We start from the raw sequence: 25,276 nt of genomic DNA, 5'->3' as shown, positions 1-25,276 counted from the left end.
TGGCGGGGCGCAAGGCCGGACCCGCCTCCACCGTGTGGATCGACCTGATGCAGTCGCCCGACCGCCCTGGTGGATTCTCGAAGGGGATGCCCGGATGCAGAGCGTAGTTCCCCTGCCTCCGTTCAGCCGGGAAGTTGGACGTCTGGCTTGGCTGCGCCGATCAGTGGCGGTGTACTGGCTCGCTTTCGGGCGGCCACGGCAGGACGACCTACTGGCCTGGCTGCAATATCTGGATCCGCAGGCCATGCCCCCAGAGAAACTCGCCGCCTTGCAGATCAGCCTGCGTCCAGCTGCGCGCAAGCTCGGTGTATGAGGTCGCGGTTCCCTTTGCGAAGTCCAAGGTGAGCAACAGCGTCACTTCCGGCTGCGGCGCGCTACGCCAAAGGTTCCGCGTGCTGCCTCCTGTGCCATCTCCCGGGTGCGATCAGAAAGCCCATGCCTCCCAAAATTCTCCGGCAACCTGATCCATGTTGCGCATGCAGCCGTTCTGAATGTTGATTCGTGGCTGGATAGTGCTTTCAGGCACGATTTGCCGTCGTCGAATCCTATAAATATGATTTAAAACAGTGCATTACACGATAGTCAAAATATGACTTTACTATAGAGTCCAAAATAGGAATAAGTAATACCAGATGATGACTTTGACCCTTTGGCAAAGATATGAAAACGAAACACATGGAACTCCGGATGTCGCAGCGAGGCATAAGCGATGACATGGTCGAGCTGGTGGAGAGGTTTGGCGAGTTCAATGCCCGCGGAGACCGGATCATCCTTTCCAGGAAGATGATCCTGAACCTTTTCAAGGAAGACGCGCGGACCAAGTCCGCCTAGGCGGAACTGGGCCTGAACCTCCCTTCGAACTTTAAAGGACGAGACGCATGAGCATTTCCATTGACCAGAACGAGAAGAAGCTCCTCGAGCGGCTGCTGAGGCGCGGCGGGGCGACGCTGGTCGTCAAGCAGGGCGGCGAAGTGAAAATCACGACCTATTACAACACTGCTCCCCTGCGGGATTGCCGGATCCGCCATGGCTGATGCAGCCGGAGCTGGCCCCGGGAATTCAGGCGCGGCGGCCAAGCCGGTCGTCGTGGTCAATCGCGCCCGGGCGAAGCGGTACAGCAGTGCTGTCGCTCTGGGATCGCGGCGCGGCCCTGAGCGCAAGTACAACATCAAGCTGCTCCGGCAGGATTACGACGTGATCAAGCTGGCCGCGGACATGGAAGGGAGGTCGGCTTCGTACTTCGTTTCCTTCCTGATCTATGACCACATCTTCCGGGAGCTGGAACAGATGGTCGGGGACAGTGCCGATGCGCTTCTCCTGATCGCCGCGACGGCAGACTCCTCCACAGAGTACGACATCATGTCCACGCCCTGGATATACGATCTGATGGCAGACGAGATCGACGAGATCGTCGCGCAAGTGGCCGGTACCCGGGAGGCCGACCTCGAGCCGGTTCTGCAGATGGTCGAGAAGTACAAGAAGGGCAACAGCCACCTCCACCAGGTGGTAAAGCTCATGATCGGGTCCTGACATGGCACGACGGAAAAAAGGGGACCTGATCTCCGGGATCATGGCAAACGCCGTCGGCAAGTCGGGGGCGGATGACGACCCGAGCATGCTGCTCAGCATCCGTCCCGGCGACAAGATTTCTGCTTTGCTGGATCTGGTCTCAAGGCTGACATCCAAGAGCCCCGCAGAATATGCCAGCGACGGCTTGTCGGAGAGCCTGTTCCTCTACCTCGTGTCGTCGGACAGGGCGCTCGATCTTGCGGCGGAGCAGATCAGGAAGATCCTCGCGGAAGGCGGCCAGCTCCAGAGAGGCAGCGCGCTCGACCTTCTGGTCGAGCGGGGCGTTATCGAAATCAAGGACTGATCTCCGGAGCAACTGGCTCTGGCGGATTGAAATATAAAAGTAACAATCGTTTGGACGGATGTACGCCCATGCTGCGCTACAGGAAATCTGGGGACCAGGACGGAAGCTCGAAACGCCAAGAGGCTATCGGCGACCTTTTTTCCCTGCTCGGGGACATGACGCTGGAAATGGGACGGGGCCGCGAGGTCGTGGCACCTGACTGGCTGTCGAATGCAGTCGCGGCTGGGAGTGAGGTCGCGCTGACGTCTCTGGCCGGGCTGCATCTTGGGGCAAGCCGCAATGGCGAAGGGCTGGGCGAGGCGAGGCCGCTTTTGCTCGAGGCGGCTGCAAAGGGCTACGCGCCTGCCCAGGCTAGGCTGGGTGTCATTGCCCTCATTGGCCTCGGAGGCACTGCAGACCCTGTCGAGGCGGCGCATTGGCTGGCGGTGGCTGCTGAGAAAGGGGAGAAAGAAGCTCAATCCCTGTTCGGGATGATGCTGGCTGCAGGGGTTGGTGTCGACAGGGACCTGACCGAGGCGGAGAGGCTCCTCGCGCTGGCGGAGGAACAGGGCGAGGACTTCGCGAAGAAATGCCGCTCCACGGGTCAGCAGACGGGACTTCTACCAGAGGTGGCGGCTTTCCTTCTTGGTACAGTGCGCGTCACGGCGGTGATTGCTGCGGGTCTACCTGACAATGCAGATGATGTGCATTTCCAACGGGCCCTCATTGTTCTTGCAGACCAAGGCGATGCGGATGCCTGCCTTTTCCTGAGTGCCAAGCTTCTCTCCGATGGTGATCGGGCTGGGGCTCTGATCTGGTGCCGGAAAGCGGCAGCAGCAGGCCACGGCTTGGCAGCTGTAGCGGCGGGATTTGCGGCATTCGCCAATGACAATGGGCCGGAGGATGATGCCGAAGCGGCGAGATGGCTGGATCAGGCGTCGGCTCAGGGCCAGCCCTTGGCACAGGGCCTCCTCGGCCTCATGCATGTGATGGGTAGAGGTGTCGAGCGGGATATGGCGAAAGCAGGCCGTCTTTTCGAAATGGCCGGGCAGCGGATGGAAGCCTTCTCAAAGTTGGCAGGTCTCGCCGGTTCCCCGGATCTTCAGGTTTGCCTCGACGGAACAGCAGACCTTCTGGCCAAGGTGTTCGCGAGAGGGATTGCTAGCGGGACGCTTGCAGACGGCAGTCTGGACTTCCGGCGCGAGGCTCTGGAACTGGCCGCAGAGGGGGACGCCTCTGCCCAGCATTATTCCGGCATTTGCCTCATGCACGGAAACGGTGTCGAGGCGGACGCAGCCGAGGCTGTGCGCTGGTTCCGTTTGGCTGCAGAGCAGGGGCATATCCCGGCCCAGCTTGATCTGGGTTTCGCCTATGACAAGGGCGATGGCGTCAGTCCGGACGCGGAGGAGGCTGCGAATTGGTTCCGACTTGCCGCCGAGCAGGGGAATGCAATTGCCCAGTGGTATCTGGGTCTCGCTTGCGAGGAAGGTTCCGGCGTCGATCAGGATGCTGCGGAAGCTGCGCGCTGGTTCCGACTTGCCGCTGAGCAGGGGCATTCTCACGCCCAAATGTCTCTGGGCCTAGCCTATCAGGAGGGCTCCGGCGTCGATCAGGACGCCGCGGAGGCCGCCCGCTGGTTCCGCCTTGCCGGAGAACAAGGGGAGATGCTGGCTCAGTGGTTCCTGGGCTGTGCCTATCAGGAGGGTTCCGGCGTCGATCAGGATGCTGCGGAGGCCGCTCGCTGGTTCCGGCTTGCGGCCGAGCAGGGATATGCTCTTGCCCAGTTCCGCATTGGACTCGCCTATCAAAAAGGAGACGGCCTCAATCAAGATGCGGATGAGGCCGTGCATTGGTTCCGCTTGTCAGCGGAGCAGGGATATTTGGCTGCACAGTTACTTCTTGCTCGCGCTTATGAAAAGGGAGAGGGAGCAGAAATCGATCTGGCAGAGGCGGCGCTCTGGTTCCGCAAGGCTGCGGAGCAGGGCAGCAAGGTCGCTCAATTTTCTTTGGGTTGTGCTTATTGGAAGGGTGACGGCATTGGGCCGGATCCGGACGAGGCGGCCCGCTGGCTCAGGATGTCCGGCTTCCTTGAAGAAGAAGAACTCGCTGCGCTGATCGCATCGCTCGACACTGAAGCGCAGGCGCCTGGCATGCCAGAAGAAAGCTGATCTGCATTGACTTAGGCGGCGGCTCTCTGCAGCCGCGCCGCGGACAGAATGTGCCGGCACGCGTCACGCGCCCGGCCGACTTCCCGAACCCTGAGGGTTCGGTCTGGTTTCAATTGTTCCAGGGTCTTCTTTGCATCTGCTATTGGATCTCGACGGTACGCTTGTCGACACGAACTCCTGCAAATTCCACGACATCAAGCACGGTCGGGATCGTCAGTTTTCCTTGGCCGACATCCCGTCCATCCCGGGCGCCGAAGAGTTCGTGGAGACGCTTCGCGAGCGCTGCGACAGCATCCTGATCGTCTCGGATTCACATGGTGCCTATGTCGGCCGCGTTGCCGAGGAGCGTTTCGGCCTGCCCTGGCTTGCTTTGGCGGATAAGCCGAACATCGCGAATCTACGCAGCTTTCTCGCCGAGCGCATGGGCTTTCCGCTACAGCATGTGCCGGAAGAGTTCCTGTTCGTCGGTGATACAAAACTGGATGTGCAGCTGGCGCGCGGGCTCTGGATACCGTCGGTTATGCTCGACCTGTGGCATTATGGAGCGCCCAACCGGGATCAGCCAGATCCTTCCAGTGACCGCGCAAAACGAATTCAGGAGGGGGCTACCTATTACTGCCGCTCCTTCGACGAGGTCTTGGGCATCCTTGATAACCCTGCGGAGAAAAGATACGTCCTCGAGGACCCGAAAGGCCGGTCATCGGCTCGGCTGCGCACAGACGAAAACTGGCGCGATGGCGTCACGGTGATCCGAGCGCTGGCTCGCGAGCAACAGGGGCCCTGTGATGCCTACGGCGCGCGCATGAGGTCCCGCCAGTTCCAGAGCGAGGATCGGACGGATGATTTTCTTCGCCGGATCTCGCGGGATGTCAGCCTTTACCTGCGGGAGGAGGTCCTGACCGAAGGCAAGTTTTCCTGGGATCTCGCGACTTGCGTTGCGGACAAGACTACGACCAAGCCGCCGCGGAAGATGGCAAATTTCCTCCAGGCTCTCGATGTCGACGTGCCCAAGGCCGAACTGTTCTCATGGCTCCCTGATGTGCAGGGGAGCATACGTCACCAGCCCAAAAGGGACGACCGAACCAAGTTCGTTCGACAGTTCGTCCGTCTGGATCCGGCGGCTAACTTGCATGGCAAGAGCGTGATTGTCTTCGACGACCAATACACGACCGGAGCGACGGCCGTGGCACACGCCGACATGCTTCTGGAAGCTGGTGCGCGCAACGTGTTGTTCGTGGCCCTATTTTTTCTTGTGAACGACGTTCCGATCGAACGCTCCTGTCCGAGATGCGGCAAGGCCGGGACAGTCCGGATCAGGTACCGCAAGAAGGATGGCGGTGCCTTCTACAGTTGTGTACCTCCTGAATATAGAGGCAAGGGATGCGGCTGGGTGGGAAACATCGGATGAGCAAAGACGACACCCTCCGCATTGTGCTGGCTTTGAGCAGTTTGCGGGGCATTGGTCCGGCGACCATGAAGAAGAGCCTGGGAAAGATCCGCGCGGCCATGTCAGAGCCGGACATCTTCCAGGCGCTGGCTCCCGTCATCGGCAAGAAGGCAGGTGAGGCAGAGTGGGTAGCTGGGCTGGGTGAGGCTGACCGTGTCATGGCACGATGCGAAGAGGTCGGCATCGTGGCGCTGTCGATGCTTGATCCAGCCTATCCTGCTCGGTTGCTGGAAATGCGCAAGCCTCCGGCCGTGCTGTATTGCCGGGGCCGGGCGGAGCTGCTCGAGCGACCGACCCTCGGGGTCATCGGTACCCGCAAGCCTACGCGGATCGGCGAGGTCGCGGCTGCCCGGATCGGAGCACATTTCTCGTCTCATGGCGTTTCCATCTGCAATGGGCTCGCGGACGGCATCGATATCTGCAGCATGAAGCCAGAAGGAGAGATTGTTCCTGGGGCGGTGGCTGTGATGGCGGCGGGTCTCGATCTGATCGAGGAGAAGCTTGCACCGGAGCGGATTGTCACGCGGGCGACGCGCGTGCTGGAGGCCGGAGGCCTGCTAGTTACGGATGCTGCCCCCGGCGCTCGCGAGGATCAGTATGCGGTCATTGCCTCCTGCGGCCTCCAGGCTGGTCTCTCTCATGCCCTGCTGCTAGTCCAGAGCCCGGTTGATGGCGGCTCGCGCTTCACGGTTGCCGAGGCATGCGATCAGCCAAGGGTGATCGCCTACCTCGTTCCGCCAACGGCAGAGGCGTCCGATCCGGTGTTCGGCGCGAATGCACTGCTGGCAACAGGACCAGACGGGCTGCAGAAATTTGCGCAGGTGAAGAGCGCCAAGGGACCGACATTGGTGCCGATCAATTCCCGGGCGGACTATGCATCAATTCTCCGGCTCTTGGAACCGTCCGCAACCTCCCTGGTTTGAGCCAGTTTCGTTCAGTACTGATAGAGCACCATAACGCCCGATAATGCAACCTTACCGGACATATAAGGGGCGGAAAGGGGCGGCGGTATCGCCAGTTTTAAAAGTCTAAACTGGCAGAACGTTTGTTCTGCCATCAATGCCATTAATTCTACGCATTGGTGGAGCAGGCCGCGCCAGCTTCGCGCGGCCTGCAATTTCACCATGACACCCAGATTGGTGTTTCGACGCCACCTTGCTGGCGGTTGCGTACCTCGAAGGACATCTTCGCCAGCGTGGCTGCTTGCCTAAGGGGATCGTCTTCTACGTCAAAGCGCGGTGCCATGCGGTTCGGGACAGTCCAGCTTCCGAGGCCTTGGTCTAGATGGATGCGTGCGCTTCGTCCGTCCTGCCAAATCAGCTCGAAACTGCGTGGGTGCGGACAGAGTTTCCTGGGCAGGATGCGCACGTCTGCGCCGTGCAGGAGCGCCCTCATGGTCTGAAGACGCACGCGATCCTCGGTCCAGTTGTCCTCAATGGTGCGGCTCAGAAAGCGATTGTCCCTGTCCTGTTCCGCGGTGTTCACGGTGATCACAGTTCCTTCCTTCCGATCTGGCATGGTACGCAGCACCTCGAATAGCAGCCGCAGGGGCAGCGGCGCGCGCAAGTAGCGGTCAGAGTAGGTAACCGCAGCCAGAGGAATATCGCGGGCGAGCTGCGGGCGCATCTCGCGGATCAACTTCCAGAACGCATGTCCGAAATGTCCCACGCTGCGGTCGAATTGGGTTCCTGCATCGCGGTGGATGGAATTTCCCTCGTTAAACTGGACCAGCTTCTCCGCCGACAACCGTTGCCCAAGATCTTCCGGCTCGCGGGTGCCGAGAAGCATCGGCCCCTCCTCCGGTTGCCCCCATCCGCCATCGGGCACCGCGCTTGCCTCGGCTTGGGCGGCGACTGCCTGTGGCTGTCCTTCATAGAGGAACTGACACAGGACCGGATTTTTGCCTTGCTTGGGCAAGGTCTTCAGACCGTGCAGTCTTGCGCCGCATTCGGCAAGGAAGCGCACCAGGTCAACCTTCTCTGGCATCTCCAGCCGCATGAAGACATCGTGCTGGAGCACGATCTGCGCCACTCTTGCCTCGTCCCGGCGAGGGAGCCGTGCGGCTAGGTCTCGCAAATCCCACGTCGAGGGTTCACCATGCATGAAGAGAGCAAGCTCGCTTACGTGGCCACTGCGCATTCGCGGTGCGAGCCAGTCCGGCAAAGCTTGTGGCAGCGCCCGGGTAGATTCGCCGAAAAGCTTGAGCGCAGCGGGTAGCTTCAGCCGATCGCGGATGCCGTTCAATGTTTCAAGGGCGCCGGGGCGGTCCATCAGCGCCATGTCGTACTGGAGGTCGCCGCGCAGGATGCACTCGGGGCAACCTGAGGCGCAATGCGCCGGGCAATCGAGGATGCGGCTGGCTCTGTCGACGATGTCTGGCAGCGAATCCTGAGCCAGCGGCGCAAAGCCCGCACCGCCGGAGGCCCTGTCGAAGAGAAACACTGACATCGCGCGATTGCCGTCCTCGAGTAGGCTCGGCGCGGAGGCGATGCCCATGTCCTCGGCTTCGATCCCCAGCGACTTTGCCAGCGCTTCGCGCAGTGCAGCTGCTATGGCCATGGCGCGCGAGCGGTCCGAGGCGGCGCTGCCGAGATCTCGTAACTGCCATTCGAAGACATCTGTGGTGATCTCGTTTCCGAGCACCACGTTGCGGCGTATCTTGCGAGAGCTTTCGTCGCCGCCCGGACATTTGCCGTCATGGCGCGGGTTGTTGCGGATCGGTTGCAACGGCCAGTGCGTCGCCATGCTGCGCGACAGAGGCGTGTCCTGCGCCGAGCCAGTCTCTGGCTCGGCCTGCCCGCAGGCGAGACAGATGGCGTAGCCGTGGCCATGCTGGCCCGGGGCAGTGAACAGGACATGTCCTTGCCGCGATGCCCGAAGCCGACCGACAGAAGGGTCGGCAAGGCTGAGCCAGGGCGTGTCGCCGCTCGACACGCGCGGCCGGTCCGGCGCGACGAAGCTCACCTGCTCGTAGCCCGCATGAGGCTTGCGGCGCCCAAGAAACCCGGAGGGGCGCAGCAGCTCGCCGTTGATTGCGGGATCGCCACATTGCGGGCAGACATGCACGTTTTCACGAGACAACCCGAAGGCTGCGCAGGTCTTGCAGCGCCAGTGGCTGCGCAGGTCGTCGAGGCTGTCGGCATCAGCGGTATTGCTCCACGCCGGCAGGATGCCGTCGGAGCGATGCACTAGCCCGTCGATGACGATTTCCGAGCCCGGGGCGTAGTCGCGTATCGCGATGTCGAGCTGTCGCGAGGGGCCCTTGCCGCCGTCGCCACCGATATGGTCGAAAGTGACCACATCGACCGGGAAGCCATAGGCGGGGGTGAAGCCGCGCCGGGCCAGTTCCGTCATCAGGAACTCTCTGCGCATCCGTTTTGCGCGGTTGGCATAGAACGCCTTTTCCGGACTGCGTGGCGACGCCGCGCGCCAGCCATCCACGAGCCGTTCGTATTCCAGGCGCCAGCGCTTCGCGAGATCGGCGAAGGCAGTCGCAGTGGCTGCGGGCAGGCTGGTCTTGCCCTCCAGCGCGGTGCCACGCACCAGCAGCGCGATGGCCTCGGCGATCTGCGGTTCCCGTGCCCAGCCGCTATCGAGCTCGGACAGGAACTGGTCGGCCATTGCGCCTTCCACCCAGGTCTGCGGAAGATCGTCATCGAGCCGAAAATTTTGCGCACCGAAGAAAGAGCCTATGGCGGTCTGGATGCTCAACCCGCCTTCCCGGCGCAGGAACATGCCGAGCAGCAGAGCATTGACGTGGCGTGATGTCATCACCGGGCTGTCGAGCCGTACCGCTGGAGCGGGGATCTCGGCACGCAGCAATGTCTCGGGATTGCGGAATACCTGCCAGTCGAGCGGCTTGTCCTTGCAGAAGGTGAAAGACATGGCCCATGGCTCGCCGCGCCGTCCAGCCCGGCCGATGCGCTGGCGATAGTTCGACGGAGCAGGCGGAACGTTGGTGTTCACCACAGTGCCGACGTTGGGAATGTCGACGCCCATTTCCATGGTGGTCGAGCAGTTGAGGATGTTGATCCTGCCCTTTCGGAAGGCTTCCTCGTAGTCCTTGAGGCTTGCGCGATCAATCTGCGCCGAATGCTCCTGCGCGCGCAGGAAGGGCGCGAAGGCGGCAGCGCGGTCTTGCAGGTCGGTCCAGAGGCCCTTGTTGCGCAGGGTGGCGACGGTCTCGTCATTGGCAAGCCAGTTTTCGACCTCCAACCTTTCGGTCTCAGTCAGACCGGCGGGACTGGCGATAGGGAGGCGCGGCAGCGCTATCTTGGCCATGGCCTTGTCGACCGACGGCTCGTTCAGAGTTGTTCCTGCAACGGAGTAGGGCAGAATCTTGCCGGTCACGGGGCATTGCCAGGCGTGTTCCATTCCGATCAGTGCGGAACGCGTGAAGTCGAGCTGCCAGCAGGCGGGGTCGGCGCGAGTCAACACCTTCGAACGGACAAGCGCTGTCCAGAGTGCGTCCAGCACGGATTGGCTGCGATCCCGATCAATGGAAGATTCAATGCTGCCGCCGATAAGTCGATAGATGATCTGAACAAGTCCGGCTTTGGAAGTCGCCGTCCACCATCTATGCGATGTCCGTTTCGTACTGCCGTTATCGAATTCAAGACCAGGCTCGACAACCTGTGTTACAGCTTGGCGTGGCGAGATCCAGTGCGCGAGATCGACAGGATTGCGCTCCATCTGGACAGCGAGCCGGTTTCGGAAGGCCAAATCAATTGCTGCCTGTCCCAGCGCCACCCAAACCGTGGCGTCATGCCCAGCTTCACGCAGCGGAGCGGGGACATCTGCATCGGACATCTGACGTTCGAGTTCCGGCCAGCAGAGGCGGGCGAAGCCCATCGTCTCGACGTTATTCTGCAGTTTCGGGCGACGGAAGATCTCGCGCAGCAAGAGAAGTTTTGCCAGTTCGACCGGCTCCTTCGCGAGCGTCAGGCCGCCGAACGGGTGGCTGGCCGACCGCCCCTGCCAAACTTCCCCGCCGAAGCTGCGCAGGTCGGGAACATCTGCCAGGATGTTGAGCATCTCGCTCCAGGGGATCGGAGCAAAGCCGCCTTCGGCTTCGGCGAGCTTCTCGCGTTGTTCGGCGACGATGCTTTCCATTCCCGGGATGGCCTCAAGCTGGGCGATCTTCAACCGCAGATCGGCGGCCTTGGTTGGATCGCCCGCGGCTTTGCCCTGCACCGCGTGCCAGATGGCGGCACGGGTCAGGCCGCGCTCGGCCTCCTGCTGTAGCTTTGCGGCAAACCGAGCCGTGCCCTGGCGGCTGTCGGTGAAGGACAGAAGCCGTCTTCCTCCCATCGGAGCGGGACCGTCGATGCCCTCGGGGCGCGGCATCGCCTCGAGAAGTTGTGGGATTGCACTGCCCAGTAAGAAAGGAGAGCCGAACCGCTGCACCGCAACTCGGCTGCGGGCATGATGAGCATTCGAGCAGCAGCCCCTGTCCTCGTGCGAACAAATGCGGATGGTGCTGTGCCCCGGCTCACTGGTCTCGACATCCCGTACGACTGCATCGGTGTGGCGCAACTGATGCATCGGATGCGCCTCGTCTGCGGGACCGATAAGGCAGGCTTCACCGACCACGGCACCTTCGCCATCTTCGCCCGGTTCAACGTCGAGACGGAAATCGTCCTCCTCGGTGTCCGTGACTGACTGGCGCAAAATCCGCTGCTTGCCGATTTCCTCGTGGGCCAGAAGCCAAGGCGTACCGCAATCGGAGCAGGAGCCGATCTCGAACACCGGGGCGCCGCAGCTGCAATGTTCGCGTTGGAACAGGTGGATCTGGCCATAGGGCCAGTCGCTGCCCTCTGCGCAAAGCTCGGGCGCGCGCTGTGTGCAAGCTGGGTCGACGCAAGCCCAGAGTCCGGCCTGCGAGCGCTCGAAAGCATTGAGCCGCCATGGCGACAGGGGTGGAAGGTTTGGCGCCTGCTGAGCCTGTGCCATTGCGTCGAGAATGATTTCGGCTTCCGAAGCGCTGCATGTCTCGGGCACGAGAACTTGCGCCAGGCGGTCTAGGCGCGCGCCGCCCGCGCGCAGCATGGCGCGGGCCCTCTGCGCACGGGGATGCGGTGCAAGGGCCGACCAGAGCGCCTCTGGCGTGTCGCCGATTGCCTCGATTGGTCCGTCAGCAATAGTTGTCGGAAGGGAAAGAGGTTCTTCGCGCCCCATGATGATGTCGACCTGTTCCGGATCGACGCCGCCGAGGCTTGCGACGAAGCGTTTCAACGCTTTTGTGGTATCGGGACCTTCGCCAATTGTGGCGGAGGTAGCGACCAGCCGAACGTCCTCGGGCTTGACGCCGAAAGCTTGCCGGACACGCCGCAGCAGCAGGGCCATTTCGGCGGCCTGGGCTCCGACGTAGCTGTGCGCCTCGTCGAGGACGATCCACCGCAGCTGGCCCTGCGATTGTTCAAGGATGCCCCGGTCCTGCGCCCGAGTAAGCATGTATTCCAGCATGGTGACGTTGGTCACCAGCAGGTTCGCGGGTGTCTTGCGCAAGCTCTTGCGATCGGCAATTTCAGAAGGAGCAGGACGCTTGTTCGGATTTCGCGTCTCCGGAGTGTCGCCGTTGTACAGCGCATACGAAATCCGCCCGTGGAAAGGGGCGATCCAGGCACCGAGCCGCTCCCGCTGCGAGTCGATCAGCGCGTTCAGAGGATAGAGGATGAGCCCGCGCACGCCGTGCCGCGCACCAGTTTCGGCGCAGTTCAGCAAATCGTTCAGCATCGGGACCATGAAGCATTCCGTCTTGCCCGAACCGGTGCCGCTGGTGACCATGTAGCTGCGCCGGGCGGCAGCGGATTTCCATGCCTCGTGCTGGTGCCAGTAGGGGTGGCGGTCCTTCGGGATTGCCTCGGCGCCTGCTTCGTCCAGCGCATTGACGAGATCAGGCCGGAGCAGTGCCCCGGAAAGCTGCGCCATGTCTGGCTCGGCTGCTTGCCAAATGCGGGCTGCCTCGTAGACGGGCGGCGCGATCAGGCTGTCGTCCTGCCCGGGAGCGGCGGAGAGGCGGCGCAGCAACATCGCGCGGGCCGCATCCGACCGGATGTTGCCGCGCGCGACAATGGCGGAGGCCGCGCGGGCTGCGATGCTGGAAAGGGTGGCGCCGTAGCCTGAGCTTTTCATGGTCGTCACTTCGTCTTGGCAATGATCAGGGCGATGGCGGCGGGCATTGCCGTCTCGAAATAGTCGGGGTCGTGCAGCCGATAATGCAGTAGCGCGACGGCGGTCTCGGTATCTGGCGGATGCGGCAGCAGCCCAAGGACATGCTCTGCCGCCACAAGTGGCGCGTCTAGCAACCCACGGATACCGTCGAAGAATTTCTCGAACGAAGCAGGCGTATACTGTGAGCGAAGATCGAATGGCTGCCTTTCAGCCTCGTGCTTTTTGACAGCTTCCTGCGCGAAATTGGAGAGCGCCGCCTCAGGATTGTTCAGGGCTGGGGGCGGATGGCAGATATCTTTCAAGGCCAAGAAAATGCCTGTTTCCATCGCTGCAAGGAAAATCTGTCCGGCGATCTCGGGGCGGCGATCCAGGATCTGCCGTAGACGATCCGCGACGGCCTTCCGTGAGTAGTTGCGTGCGTCGCCTTCCGGCAGGCCGCTATGAAGCAGCTGGGAGAAGAGCGCAGCCTCTTGTGCGGATAGCGCCTTGCACCAGGCATTCAAAGGCAGCGTAGTCCAGGAGAACGGGCTGACGCTTTCCAATTCCAGCCTTGCGCCGAGCGCCTCTGGCCTTGCGCGCAGCAGGAGCAGACAGGCAAGTTCCGGTGCATCGGACAATGCTACGACGGAGTCGAGGCTGGACAGTGCCTCGCCTTCGCCAAGCACGTCGAGTTGCTCCTCGTAAAGGCCTAGGTCACCCATGCCCTGGATGGAAAGCAGACCGCGCAACGCCTTGCCGAAGGCGGCGATCCGTTCGTTCCGGTGTCTGTACTGTCCGCAGGACAGCATCTCGTCCGAGAACCGTGGCGCCGGGATGGCTTCGCCTGAAAGGGTCTTTTCCAGTGGCCGTGGCGGACGGACCAGGCCCTCGGCGTCGCGTGCAAAGATCATCCAAGGGCCGGGGTGCTCCGGCAGAAGCGGCATCGGACTCTCACCGGGGTGCAGCGCGGGGATCGTGGTGCTAAGCGAGGGCGCCGAGATATTTACGGCCTCGACTTCTAGCCCTCCAGGAGAGACGGCCTCGTTATCCAGCCCTAGCCTGAAGGCTTCAGAGTTCCATTCGCCGCTGCGCAGATGGCGCCGGAGCGTGATGCGGTGGCTTTGCGTCGATCCAACCATGATGCGCATCCGAAGCTCGCTGTCCGGCCCGCCGATGGCCATCAGTCCGCGCAACCGGGGCAACAATGCACTGAGCGATGTCTCGTTGGTAACGCTCAGAAGGATCGGTTTGCGCGGATTGTGTTCTCCTTGGAGGCGGAGCCGGAGTTCGGCCTTCCGGTCGGTCGGCGCGTCGATCCGCCAGCCGCGAAGGCTGCCAAGGTCGAGCTCGATATCGCTTTGAAGTATGCGATCCTCGGCATCGATGAAATGGCCCCGGTCACCGGGGCGAGGCAGGGTCGCATCGAAAGCGCGGGCTCCATCTTCAGGTGGGCGGATGTGCAACGGAATGCGTCCCAATACAGAGGCGGCATCGCCCATGCGCAAGGTCATGACACCATTTGCCGGGACCATGCCGGAAACGCCTTGCCCGAGGCTGACTACTGTCCCCGCAGGCAGGCCTGTCGTACGGCATTCGTAAAATCCATCGTGACAATCGATCAGGACGATCTGTGCCTGGTCCGGGATCAGCCGGACGGTAGTGAATGCGCGCAGGCCTCCATGTTCCTCCATCCAGCAGAACTGATAGGTGCCAAGACAAGTTGCAGCATCTGGCAGGCCTTTCTTCCAGTTCTTCTGGCCAGCCGCCCGCCAGCACATTTGCTTCCGGGTCAGCCGACGGCCGGTACCGTCCACGGTCAATACTTGGAAGGTGGGCAGCCCGCGCAGGAACTCGGATCGGTTCTTGTCACGCAAGCCAGGTACCGAGGCAGCCCTGGCCATCAGGCTGTCGGTCGCCTCGTCCTCAGCGGCGGTGGCGATCGGTATGCGCCCTGCGGAATTGATCACCACACCCTTGCCGGTCACCCGCCACAGTGTCGCGGTGCCGATCCTGCTGTCTACCGTTGCCTCAAGGTCCTCGAACCGGGCAGTGCCGTCCTGCGCCAGCACCCAGAGGTGCGGAGCCTTGGTTCTCTGCGCACTCGCGCCCAGTTTGCGCAGGCTCTGCACCTTGCCATCCGGGTCCTTCTCTTCGGCAGCCCAGATAGTGGGGATATCGTCATCCCCTTGTACCTCGCAGCCTGGGGGCACATGTGTGCCCATCAGCTGTCCTTCCGCCACCAGCCGGAACGCAACCGGGGCATCAAGCGGCATCGCGATCTCCGCACGTCGCAAGGAGCCGTCGCGGCGTACTTCCCAGCTCCGACTGTCCGCTTCTCTGTAGGCCGACAGAACAAGCCCGGGCGCCTGCTGTGCAAGGTCGGTATCCGGCAGGAACCTGACTGAGCGCAGGCGTCCGGGCTCGTCGAGGCCCATCATCCAATCTGGCAATTCCGCAAACTGGGCGATGCGCAGCTTCGGCACCCAGCGGTCCTCGACCCGAACCAGGTGCCGGGTCGCGATGGTGTCGCGCCCGGCACTGTTCTCGGTGCGGACCGCCTCGTAGAGTAGGCTCTGCGCCGCGGTGGAGTCGATCCGCAGCGGCAGGGCATCCTTCCAGCCCGGCCGGTTCGCATCGAGCCAACTCTGCCGGGCGCCTGGCGGAATTCCCGGCGGGATCTCGGATTTTCGTGCCAGAAGCAGAAGGCAGAATTCGCGCAGGAGTGTTTGGAACTCGGGGGTTCGGAACCCCATTGGAAGCGCCTGCGCCCTTTGCGCGGTGAGCGCGTCGAGAACCTCCTCGGGCGCGCCCGGTCCAACCTTGTCGATTTCGGCAAGAAGGCCACGCACTAGCCTGCGGGTATTGCCTTCGGTATCGGCCAGCAGCGCTTCGGGAAGGCCTCCCTCGGCTGCGAGCGTCTTGAGATAGTACGTGGTGCCATGCTCGGTGCGGGTTAGCTTACGGCCAAACCATGTGAGGCCGCGCTGCACGATGTGCTGCAGATCAAGCGCTTCCGGCGTTGAATTCAGCCGGTCCGTCAGAAACGCCCAAGTGTATTGCCCACCGTCGAACTCGCGACGAAATGTCTCCGCGCTCCACAGCACGAAGACCGCAGCGTATTCGTTCAGCCGACGTCTCTTGATTGCCTCCACCAGGTGCGTCTGAAGAAGGTCGACCGCATCGTCCCGAAGCCGATATGCGTGCAGGGGCTGCCCGGATCGATATGCAAGGCCGATCTTGTCAAAGAGATGTTGGCATGGGGCAGGCGTGCCCGTCGGAAAATGCGTATCACATGCGTCCGGCATAGGGAGTCCAGTTCAATTCTTAGGTCGGAAATTCTGATTTTGCGGCCAGAAGATCGGTTACGAATTCGGAGACTGGGTTCACCCCCGACATCCACAATCTGTCGCGCGCTCTCGTCGCTGCGACGTATAGCAAGTGCCGTTCTGTCGCCATGACCTCGTCGAGCTGCGCTTCGTCCCGGGCTGCGAGAAGACGGGCTTCGTCAGGAACCACGTCATGGTCTAGTGCTACGACCGCAACCGCCCGGAACTCCGCTCCCTTGGCATCATGCATGGGCAAAACTTGAACTTCTGAACTAACGGCTTCGGACAGAAGCCCGGAGAGGTCTTTGTTCCTGACAAGGATTGCCGTTTCGGAAGCTCCGATCCCATCCAAGGCAATTTCGCCAAGCCACCCGATGAGAGCTTCCAGTTCTTCTTCTCTGGAATCGAACACCTTGATCAGTGGAGCCGGTCCGTCGAAGACAGAGGTTACGCCGTGGCGCTGATCCTCCGAGCCATCCGCTTCGACGAGCGTCTCGGGCAAAAGCCCCTCGCTCCGGCGGCGGATCTGGTGCGAGGTGCGGTAGTTCACCTTCAGGCTGCGCGAGCGGCCGCGAAGGTCCACGCCAGCGGCTTTCCACGGGAATGGCGCCCGGAAGATGCGCTGACCGATATCTCCTGCGAAGAAGAGCCCGTTCGGCACCTCGCCCAGGAGGGCACCAAGCAACATCAGCTCCGCCACCGCGATGTCCTGGGCTTCATCGATGATCGCGTGGCTGTAGGGGAAGCGCCCGGCTTTCCGCAGGTCGTGCGCTTTCGCAGCCATGGTGGTCCAGCCGCGGTCGGCCAACGCAGCACGTACACTCTCGAACGCTGCCCAGAGCTGATCACGCCGGGATGCCGCCATGCGCACCTTGCGTCCGAGACGCGGCAGATCGCGATAGGTGTCGGCATCCGGCACATCCCACGCATCGACGATCAGCGTCCATTCGTCCATCAGGAAATCCGGATCGACAGACAGTCCGACGGTCTCCGCTGCCGTATTCAGTAACCCCGCGATTTCGTCATCCGTAGCCACCCGCGTCGGCCCGAAGGCCTGCTCGTGCAGCTCCGTGATACAGGCATCGAGCGACAGCACCTCGATCCGGCTCCGCACGTCCTCTCCGGCCAGCAGTGGCAGCTTTTCGGCAAGCCGCTCGGCGAGACGCGCGTTGAAGGTCGTCAGCAGCACGCGCGCGGCGGGTTCCTGGGCCATGCGGACCGCGCGGTGCAGGGCCACCACGGTCTTGCCGGTTCCGGCCGAGCCGATCACCCGTGCGGGACCGTTGAAGTCCCGGTCCACGAACTCCCGCTGCGCCGGATGAAGGAAGACTGCCCACCGCTCCCATGGCGCGTCCAGCGCCGCGCGCAACTCCTCCAGGTTCTCCATGGTACGGAACCGGCGGCTCGCATCCGGATGGGCATAGGGATCGCCATCGGCGGATGCCGAGAACAGCGCCTTCGGACGGTTGCCAGTGGCTGCCTGGAGAATGGCCTCGCCCGCCTCGCCGGGCAGGTGGCTTGCGATGTCGAGCACCGTGTCCTCGGTCGCGTCCCGCACGGTGCCGAGCCAGTCCTCGGGCACGCCCCAGCCGAGCAGCGTGTCATCGCTCTCCTCCGCGAAGATCCGCGGCAGCCGCACCGCCTCCTCGACATAGCGCTGGATCACCACTTCCTCGACAGTCTCGCGGATCTCGACGATCTGCGCTGCGCCAGTCTTGGGATGGGTGTCGATCCGCCGGGTCTCGGCCCAGCGATAGGCATCGTCATGATGGGCGACATAGGCCAGCAGCGTGTCGCCACCGTGCTTGTGCAGCACCAGCCGGATGTCGAGGTTCACCCGCGCGGTCCAGAAGCCGGGATCGCGGGCACGATCAACGCGGTGCAGCGACAATCCGGGCGTGTCCGGGTTCATCTGCAGGTCGAAGGCCGCAGTCTTCACCGCCTTCTGCTCTTGCGCGGAGAGCTTCGCGAGGCTGTCGGAAAAGGTGTCGGCGATGCGGAAAGTCATTTATCCGTCTCGGAATTCAGACAACCACCGCATTGTGGAAGCTGCGTGTACTCGACCATCTTCATCAATACACAATTCGGAATGACCGTCAGATTCAAAGTTCTCCGATAGCCATTCCGTGACGCTGTCTTCGACGCCTTCAATCTCGTTCGGATCTTCGATCATCAAGAGCACTGCGGACCATTCGAACGAGTACTCGCCATTCGTGGTGCCATCAAAGGGACAATCGAATGAGGCCTTGCAATGCAGGCCGCCCTCGTATTCCTCCAAATCAGAAATTTCGACATTATGGGAGTGTTTCTTCCAGAGCTGTTCGAAACTGATCCGAGCAGCAGATTTCAATCCGGCCATCAAATCTTGACTGGCTTCCATTCTCACACCCCCATCACCTTCATCACCTTCATCACCTCATCCCCGAGGTGGTTGATCACCTTCACCGCGATCCGCCCCGATTTCGGCCGCGCGAAGGGCCGCGAGACCGTCCGCTTCAGGCTCTCCCAGGCGTCCTCGTCGATCTCGCCCTTCAGCGTCGTCTTCAGCTGCTTGTAGGGCACGTCCGCCCCCGGGAAATACGCGTGCCGGACGAAGAAGGACTCCATGTTGTAATCCGTGTCGATGAACCAGCAGGCGATGTCGTCCGGCTCCGAGCTCACCACCTCGCCGGTCGCGGGCTTGAAGATGTCGACGCCCTTCAGCTCGACCCGGAACCGGTCGCCCTCCGGCACCACGGCGATGTCGGGCTCGCCGAAAACCACGAACAGGTTGCCGCCCCCGGCCTTCAGGTCGCCCGCCATGTGCAGGTCCGGGTTCATCCGCGCGTGCAGCACCGGCACGCGGCCGAGCTTGCGGAACTCCGCCGTGTGGGCGTCGAAGTTGAAGGCGCAGGCGATCAGGATGTCGAAGCCGCCATCGGCCGTCTCGCGCGCCGCAGCCACCAGGTCGGCGCGCTGCACCGTGCCGTATTCGGGGCCGACGAAGATCGCCGCGCGCCGCTCGGTCTCGCCTTCCATGTAGCGGCCCTCGGCCACGATCCACTCGCCGCCCCAACCGGGGGTCAGCGAGGTGAACTCGATCTTGTCGGCGCGGTCCGACTGCTGCACCCCGGCCTTCCGCAGGTTCTCAAGGATCGCCGCCAGGTAGTTCTCTGCCTCCTGCGCATCCCGGCCACGGCCGCCCGCAGCCGCCTCGGCCTCGTCGATCAGCTCGCCATGCTCGTTCACCGCCTGGGTGCGGTGCGGCGACAGGCTTTCCACAGTGAAGGGACCGGCGACGCGGACGCGCTTTTTGTCTTCGTAGGGCTTGTCGTAGAGGTATTCGAACTCTGCCTTGGCGGCGATGGAGGCGTCGATCTCCTGCTGCCGGGCGATGCGCGCGGACCAGAAGGCGTCGAGCGCCGGCTTGGCGGCGGCGGGCCAGTCCTTCGGCGCCTGGCGCGGGACCTCCCACTCCATCAGCCCGCCTGCGGGCGCGCGTTCGCCGGAGGGGAGCGTGGTGTCGCCGGTCGCGGTGAAGTCGATCTTCTTCCCCTTGCGGCCGCCGGTTTCCACCGGGAAAGGCGTGGTGTGGCCGCGGAGCACGACGTTGAGCGCCGCGAGCGAGTCTTCGACGGCCGGTTGCCGCTGGGCCCAGATCTCGTCGATCTCGGTGTTGTTGGCGATACTCTTCAGGGTGATGTGCGGGACGCGCTGGTAAACAAATCCGTGGCGGATGTCGTTGTAGGTCGCGGCCGTGGCGGGGGCGGAGCGGGTGACCTCGGCCTCTTTCCGCTGGCCTTCGGCACTGTCGGCGAGGAGGTACCAGGGGTATTTCGCCCCCATGATCCGCGCGCGGGCCAGCGCCAGCGCCACACGAGAGGTGTCGATGGTGATCCAGCGCCGCCCCCATTGCTCGGCGACGTAAGCCGCGGTGCCGGAGCCGCAAGTGGGATCGAGCACGAGGTCACCGGGATCGGTGGTCATGAGGAGGCAGCGAGCAATTGCGGTTTCTGGTGTCTGTACGACGTACGTCAGTTCCTTGCCGATCTGCATAGATTCCCAACGATCAGTGATGGGAATGATACGAAAATCGTCGACGAGTCGTATCGAGTTCAGCCGTTTTCCGGTACTCTGTATCCTCAGACTTTGTTGCAACTTTCGTAGACCGGTGAGATTGGTTTTCCACCGCTGGTTAAACATCAACCCTTCATGAGCGAACTCGAAACGAGGATTAGCGGATTCAAGTGCGACAGTTCTCGCCCTAAACCACTCCCCAGAAAACCGAGCTTTCTCAGAAAGCTTGTTCCATCGTACGAGTTGGCCCATCCGGTCGGTGCCCTGGTCATACCGTTCCAGTGAAGTATGACCGGCCTTTCGTTCATCGAACAGCTGTCTTACCTTTACCTTGTCCGCGTCTTTCGCGAACCAAAGCAAATAGTCGAGCGTATGAACGATGCCCTTTGAGACCAATCCACCAGTTTTCTGAACTGTTAGCATCGAGAGGAAATTCTCCTCCCCAAACACCTCATCCATCAGCGCCCGCACCCGGTGGACGTTTTCATCCCCGATCTGGACGAAGCAGGATCCGCTCTCGGTCAACAATTCGTGCGCCACCACCAGACGGTCGCGCAGGTATTGCAGGTAGGAATGGATGCCGTCGCGCCAGGTGTCGCGGAAGGCCTTCACCTGCTCGGGTTCGCGGGTCAGGTGCGCGAGGTTGCCATCCTTCACGTCACGGGACGTGGTGGACCACTGGAAGTTGGAGTTGAACTTGATGCCATAGGGCGGATCGAGATAGATCGCCTGCACCTGCCCCTTCAGCCCCTCGCGCTCGGCAAGGCTGGCCATGACCTGCAGCCCGTCGCCCAGGATCATCCGGTTCGACCATTTGCGGTGGTGGCGGTAGAATTCGATCTCCGCCTCGCGGTCGTCATCGCTGACCCCGAAATGGTCGAAGAGGTCGACCCCGCCGCCCTCGCCGTTGCGTTTCCCGCCCGCGCGCAGGTCCTCGATGATTGCCTTCGGGTGCACCTGCTCCTGCAGGTAGATCGGCGGCGCGTCGAGGGTCAGCGCGGCCTGGTCGACATCCTTGCCGCGCCAGATCAGCTGCGGATCGAGATCGGGGTTCCGCGTCCGGTAGGCCACCTTGATCGGCGCCGCATCGTCCGGATCCATCATCGGCGCCAGCTCCGGCGTCGGGATGTTCAGCCGCTCGTCGGAATGGGTGATCGGGTCGATGGGGGTGGTCTTGTCGGTCATTGGCTTTGTTCCAGCACGTCGGAGATTGCTGCCACGTAGGCTTTCCTACGGCTCTCCATCCAGTCGATGATCTCCGGCCAATTGCCCGGATCAATGTAAGATTTCTCCAGCCGTTCGCCAAAGACGTGACCATTTGGTTCCGGGTTGTAGATCTCGATCCCGAGGTCTCTCGCAAACAGTTTGGTGTGCGGCATCAGAAGGCTTGCTGCGGACAACTTGTCGTCGCCACGGCCACCTCTGACGTAGATGCCAGCGGACTTTTCTCCAATCCAAACCGAGATGCGCACAGTGCCACCGGCGAGAGCAGTGTATCCGTTCCATCCCTTCTGTGCCTTGATACCTTGTTCGGCTGAGTCCGGGTGAAGTTCGAGATATCGGGTCCAGAAAGCAGTTCGTGTCTCTGTGTGCAGGTCGCTCGAAGACGTCGCTTGTCGCCGCGTTTCAACTAGGGCGCGGGACCATCCATCGGGCTTCTCCACCACCTCGAAGATCGGCGCAAAGGGGCTGTCCCCGATGCGGACAACACGGACTTTGACCGCAAAGAACGAGAAACCATCCGAAGTATTTTCGTTGAGCCAACGGATAGCCGAGAGATGCGGTACGCGGAACTTCGGAGCGATCCAGACGACGGTGCGGGCATCCAGTCCGGCAAGGTATGTCATGATCTGGCCGAGATGAGCGTGGTCAGTGGTCTCCAATTGGTTCTCGATCAAAACGACGCTGTCGTCGAGCGGATTGCGGGCAAGGATGTCCGCCGCGAAGGTGTCGACGGCGACCTCTGTACCGGTCAGTTCCAGTGGGATGCCAACAGCCTCGGCCAAGTGGTCAATGTTTTGGGCGAGCCAAGGCGTAAAGGCGTGGGCCTCATGGGCCCAGGCGTCGCGCAGAGGGACCTCCCGAAGGCTGCCAAAGGCGATGTCAGTCATGCCGGTACCACACCGAGAAGCTCGTCGATGGCACGATCGAGCTCCGGCCCGAACATGAAGGGGTCGCGCAGTTCCACGAAGCCCCAGCGGCCATACTTGCCCAGCCGGTTGACGCCCGGGATCCACTTTCCGCGCATCGTTCCGGCCTTGATCCGGTCGGTGTCGTCGCGCTCGCCCTTCACCTCGACGACCAGCGTCACCGGTTCGGGCGTGTCGAGGCGGAGCAGGAAGTCGGGTCGGTACATGCGGCTTTCGCCCTCAACCAGGTAGGGCACCTCGAAGCCGAGGTTGTGGTTCTTGGCGTAGCAGAGGACGCGGGAATTGCCCTCGATGACCGTGCAGAGGTCCGCCTCCCAGCTGCTGTCGGTGATGACCCAGTTGATGTGCGACCGCCGCGGATCCGGCGCGAAGCGGGTGGCCTTCGAAGTGGTGAATGCGACGTCGAGGGTCGAGCCGGTGGGCGTGTAGGGATCGAGCACGGCGCGCAGCAGGCTGTCTCCGCGGGGCTTGTCGAGGAGCGCGCCCAGGATGATGTCGCAGACCTCGTCGGCCAGCTGGCGGTAGAGCAGCTGCGCCTCCATGGTGCCGCCCTTGCAGACGAGATGGCCCTCGCCCAGCCACTGGTTGGCCAGCCGCTTGGCCGCCGGGAAGAGATGCATCCGCGGCTGCTCGTTGGCATCGCGGAGCTTCTCGAAGATCAGGTGCTTGGCCAGGTGCGTCGCGATGGAGGAGCGCCGCTGGGCCTTCAGATAGTCGAGCGTCAGGACGACATCCTCGCCGACGATCCCCTGCATGGTGATCTCGCAGGCGCCAACCTTGTCCGGGGTCAGGATGTAGGGCTCCAGGCCCGAGAAGTCGGCCTCCAGCCGGTCCGGCGGGATCTCGGCAACGTAGCCCTGGACGCGCGGAAAGGTGATCTCCAGATGGTCGCGCTCGGGGCTGACGGCACGGACGGCAACGACATCGCGGGGCTTCTGCGGCGGGGCGATGTTCGGCTGGGCGGAGAAGTTCAGACCGTCGATCCCCATGATGTCGGCGTATTCCGTGCGGAAGTGGCGGCGGCCGGTATCCGGGTCAGGCGTGTCGTCGAGATCGTAGGAGAGGCGGCGGAGTGCGCGGCCGATGACCTGCTCGCAGATCAGCTGGGTCCCGAAGGCGCGCAGCCCGAGGATGTGGGTGACGTTGTTCGCGTCCCAGCCCTCGGTCAGCATGGACACCGAGACGACGCAGCGGACCTGCTCGCCGAGCTTGCCCTTGCGGCCGACGGTGTTCATGACCTCGCGCAGGATATCGGCATCGGTCAGGGGAGCCCCGCTTGGATCGCGGACAGCCTGCTCGCGCCGGAAGGCTTCGATCTCCTCGGCATGGGCATCCCGGAAGGCCTTGTCGATGTCACCGCCCGCCTCGAGGGTCGCGCTGTCGATCAGCACCGTCCGCGGCCTCTCAAGCCGTTCGCCATCGCTGGAGAAGTTCGAGAACAGCTCGCATTTCCCGGGCATCACCTCGATCGTGCCGTCGGCATTCTCGCGTTCCCACCCGGCCACGTAGTCGCGCAAGAGTTCCGAGTTCGTCGTGTTGTTGCAGACGATGATGAAGACCGGGGGCACGCCGACCCCGTCCTCGCGCCAGAGCTTGAATGTCTGCGCATAGTGCCCGTAGAGCGCGTCTATGGCGGTCTTCAGCTCAAGCGGCAGCTTGTCTGGATCAAGACGTGTACTGCCGCGTGTCTTCTTCGGCATCTTCTTACCGATGGTCTTCCAGAGGTTCCGGTAGAGCGGCTGCGGCTGCCCCGGCAGGTTGTCCGCCACCGGGACCCGGGGCAGCTTGACGATGCCGCATTCGATCGCATCCATGAGCGAGAAGTCGGAAACCACCCAAGGAAACAGCGTGCCTTCGACCCAGCCGGACCCGGACAGGAAGAAAGGTGTCGCCGAGAGATCATAGACGGCGCGGACCCCAAGTTTGCGCTTCGCGGCTTCCAGCCCGGAAATCCAAAGACGCGCCGCCTCGCGGTTCTCGTCAGCTTCCTTTTTCTCGTCTCCCGTGAGCTTCGGTTCGTCAGTCTTGTCTTCCCGTTCCCGGTAGCAGTGATGCGCCTCGTCGTTGATGACCGTGATGGGACCGGCCCCCATCAGCTCGGGCATCACCCGCTGGAGCATCTGGCCTTCTGTCTCAAGCGTCGCCAGCCCCTCGCCATGGCCAGCCAGCGCCTCGCGCGTGCCCTTCGCGAGTTGGATACGTTCCCGCAGCTTGAAGGCGTGGTAGTTGGTCAGGACAATCTTCGCCTCGTTCATCTCGCGGAGCATATCGACCGGCACAAGATCGCGCTTGTGGTAGTAGCTCTCGGCATCATTCGGCAGGAGCACGCGCAAGCGGTCGCGGATCGTGATGCCCGGGGTCACGATAAGGAACCCCTTCCCGAAGGATTTCGAGTTCTGGCTGCGCGCCGCGTTCAGCGTCTGCCAAGCGATCAGCATCGCCATGACGGTCGTCTTTCCCGCACCGGTCGCCAGCTTCAGCGCAATCCGGAAAAGGTCCGGATTGGCCGCCGCATTCGCCGCCTCGAGACGGGCCCGAAACCGGCTGCCACGCTTCTTCTCCTTCGGAGCCACTTCGGCCAGCCATATGGCAGTTTCAACAGCCTCGAGCTGGCAGAAGAAGGGCCGGATCGCTTGCATCTCGTCGGCCTGTAGGGCGCGCCAATGCTGCAGCAGCCTCTGGGTCACCGGAGTGACCTGCCATTGCGCCGGGTTCGGCAGTCGGCGCCACACCTCGACTTCGCGTCGAATTTCGTTGACGAACTCTGTTACGTTGTATTCGACGCCAGAACCGCTCAACGCTTCGTGCCCGAGATCGAAGGAATCCTGTCGAACCTCTTTCCGGCTTCGCACTTGAGGCATGGCCGCAACCAGATCGGATCGCCGCCGAGTTGCCGCGATTACATCTGTCGGCAGGCCATCCTTATCCAGTTCCCAATGCCGGTCGGGCTCGGAGTATGGCGAGTTCAAAATCGGTTTCTCGAAAAAGCTCATCAACCGGCCTCGTGAAATCTTGTGGCTTTCATTTCTGTATTCTCTGGAGAGCACGGGAGAGCAATACAGGACGGTGTAGGATTGGGTGAATTGGCAGATGACGAATCGTCAATGCTCTGGAAAACTGAGATA

At 62.4% G+C, this 25,276-nt stretch carries 15 protein-coding genes; 8 read left to right on the top strand and 7 right to left on the bottom strand.

The window, feature by feature from the left end:
* Window positions 1–94 precede the first annotated feature (94 nt).
* From HCC78_RS18860 to HCC78_RS18825, 8 genes are all read left to right on the top strand, one after another.
* Window positions 95–313 carry a hypothetical protein gene (locus tag HCC78_RS18860; RefSeq protein ID WP_172330342.1) on the top strand — a complete coding sequence of 73 codons (219 nt, stop codon included), beginning with the start codon at window positions 95–97 and terminating at the stop codon, window positions 311–313.
* Window positions 314–687: 374 nt separating this feature from the next.
* Window positions 688–831: a hypothetical protein gene (locus HCC78_RS18855; protein ID WP_172330341.1), complete on the top strand. Its 144-nt coding sequence runs from the start codon at window positions 688–690 to the stop codon at window positions 829–831.
* Window positions 832–878: 47 nt separating this feature from the next.
* Window positions 879–1,034, top strand: coding sequence for a hypothetical protein (locus HCC78_RS18850; protein WP_172330340.1), 156 nt, complete (start codon window positions 879–881; stop codon window positions 1,032–1,034).
* Window positions 1,027–1,530 carry a hypothetical protein gene (locus HCC78_RS18845; RefSeq protein WP_172330339.1) on the top strand — a complete coding sequence of 168 codons (504 nt, stop codon included), beginning with the start codon at window positions 1,027–1,029 and terminating at the stop codon, window positions 1,528–1,530. Before HCC78_RS18850 ends, HCC78_RS18845 begins: the two co-directional genes overlap by 8 nt.
* 1 nt (window position 1,531) lies before the next feature.
* Window positions 1,532–1,873: a hypothetical protein gene (locus HCC78_RS18840; protein ID WP_172330338.1), complete on the top strand. Its 342-nt coding sequence runs from the start codon at window positions 1,532–1,534 to the stop codon at window positions 1,871–1,873.
* A gap of 68 nt (window positions 1,874–1,941) precedes the next feature.
* Entirely contained in the window at window positions 1,942–4,020 is a 2,079-nt protein-coding gene (locus tag HCC78_RS18835; RefSeq protein ID WP_172330337.1) for a tetratricopeptide repeat protein, read from the top strand.
* A 142-nt stretch (window positions 4,021–4,162) separates the two neighbouring features.
* Window positions 4,163–5,428 carry a hypothetical protein gene (locus HCC78_RS18830; protein WP_172330336.1) on the top strand — a complete coding sequence of 422 codons (1,266 nt, stop codon included), beginning with the start codon at window positions 4,163–4,165 and terminating at the stop codon, window positions 5,426–5,428.
* The gene (locus HCC78_RS18825) at window positions 5,425–6,390 is read left to right on the top strand and encodes a DNA-processing protein DprA (protein ID WP_172330335.1); all 966 of its coding nucleotides are present in this window, start codon (window positions 5,425–5,427) and stop codon (window positions 6,388–6,390) included. Before HCC78_RS18830 ends, HCC78_RS18825 begins: the two co-directional genes overlap by 4 nt.
* Before the next feature lie 196 nt (window positions 6,391–6,586).
* On the opposite strand, the gene HCC78_RS18820 is transcribed toward HCC78_RS18825, so the two are convergent.
* From HCC78_RS18820 to HCC78_RS18790, 7 genes are read right to left on the bottom strand one after another with little or no spacing between them, the layout of a single operon-like run.
* On the bottom strand, window positions 6,587–12,601 hold the full coding sequence (locus tag HCC78_RS18820) for a DEAD/DEAH box helicase (RefSeq protein WP_172330334.1): 6,015 nt from the start codon (window positions 12,599–12,601) through the stop codon (window positions 6,587–6,589).
* A 5-nt stretch (window positions 12,602–12,606) separates the two neighbouring features.
* Window positions 12,607–15,924 carry an STY4851/ECs_5259 family protein gene (locus HCC78_RS18815; protein WP_216671223.1) on the bottom strand — a complete coding sequence of 1,106 codons (3,318 nt, stop codon included), beginning with the start codon at window positions 15,922–15,924 and terminating at the stop codon, window positions 12,607–12,609.
* 19 nt (window positions 15,925–15,943) lie between these two features.
* Entirely contained in the window at window positions 15,944–17,953 is a 2,010-nt protein-coding gene (locus tag HCC78_RS18810; RefSeq protein WP_172330332.1) for a 3'-5' exonuclease, read from the bottom strand.
* Window positions 17,954–18,325, bottom strand: coding sequence for a hypothetical protein (locus tag HCC78_RS18805; protein WP_172330331.1), 372 nt, complete (start codon window positions 18,323–18,325; stop codon window positions 17,954–17,956).
* 2 nt (window positions 18,326–18,327) lie between these two features.
* Window positions 18,328–21,186, bottom strand: a complete 2,859-nt coding sequence (locus tag HCC78_RS18800) for a site-specific DNA-methyltransferase (protein ID WP_172330330.1) — start codon at window positions 21,184–21,186, stop codon at window positions 18,328–18,330.
* Entirely contained in the window at window positions 21,183–22,112 is a 930-nt protein-coding gene (locus HCC78_RS18795; protein ID WP_172330329.1) for a hypothetical protein, read from the bottom strand. Before HCC78_RS18795 ends, HCC78_RS18800 begins: the two co-directional genes overlap by 4 nt.
* On the bottom strand, window positions 22,109–25,144 hold the full coding sequence (locus HCC78_RS18790; protein ID WP_172330328.1) for a BPTD_3080 family restriction endonuclease: 3,036 nt from the start codon (window positions 25,142–25,144) through the stop codon (window positions 22,109–22,111). The genes HCC78_RS18795 and HCC78_RS18790 overlap by 4 nt, the downstream gene beginning before the upstream one ends.
* Between the last annotated feature and the right edge of the window lie 132 nt (window positions 25,145–25,276).

Source organism: Mangrovicoccus sp. HB161399, from assembly GCF_013184745.1.
Taxonomy (GTDB): domain Bacteria; phylum Pseudomonadota; class Alphaproteobacteria; order Rhodobacterales; family Rhodobacteraceae; genus Mangrovicoccus.
This window is presented reverse-complemented; position numbering and strand designations above follow the sequence as displayed.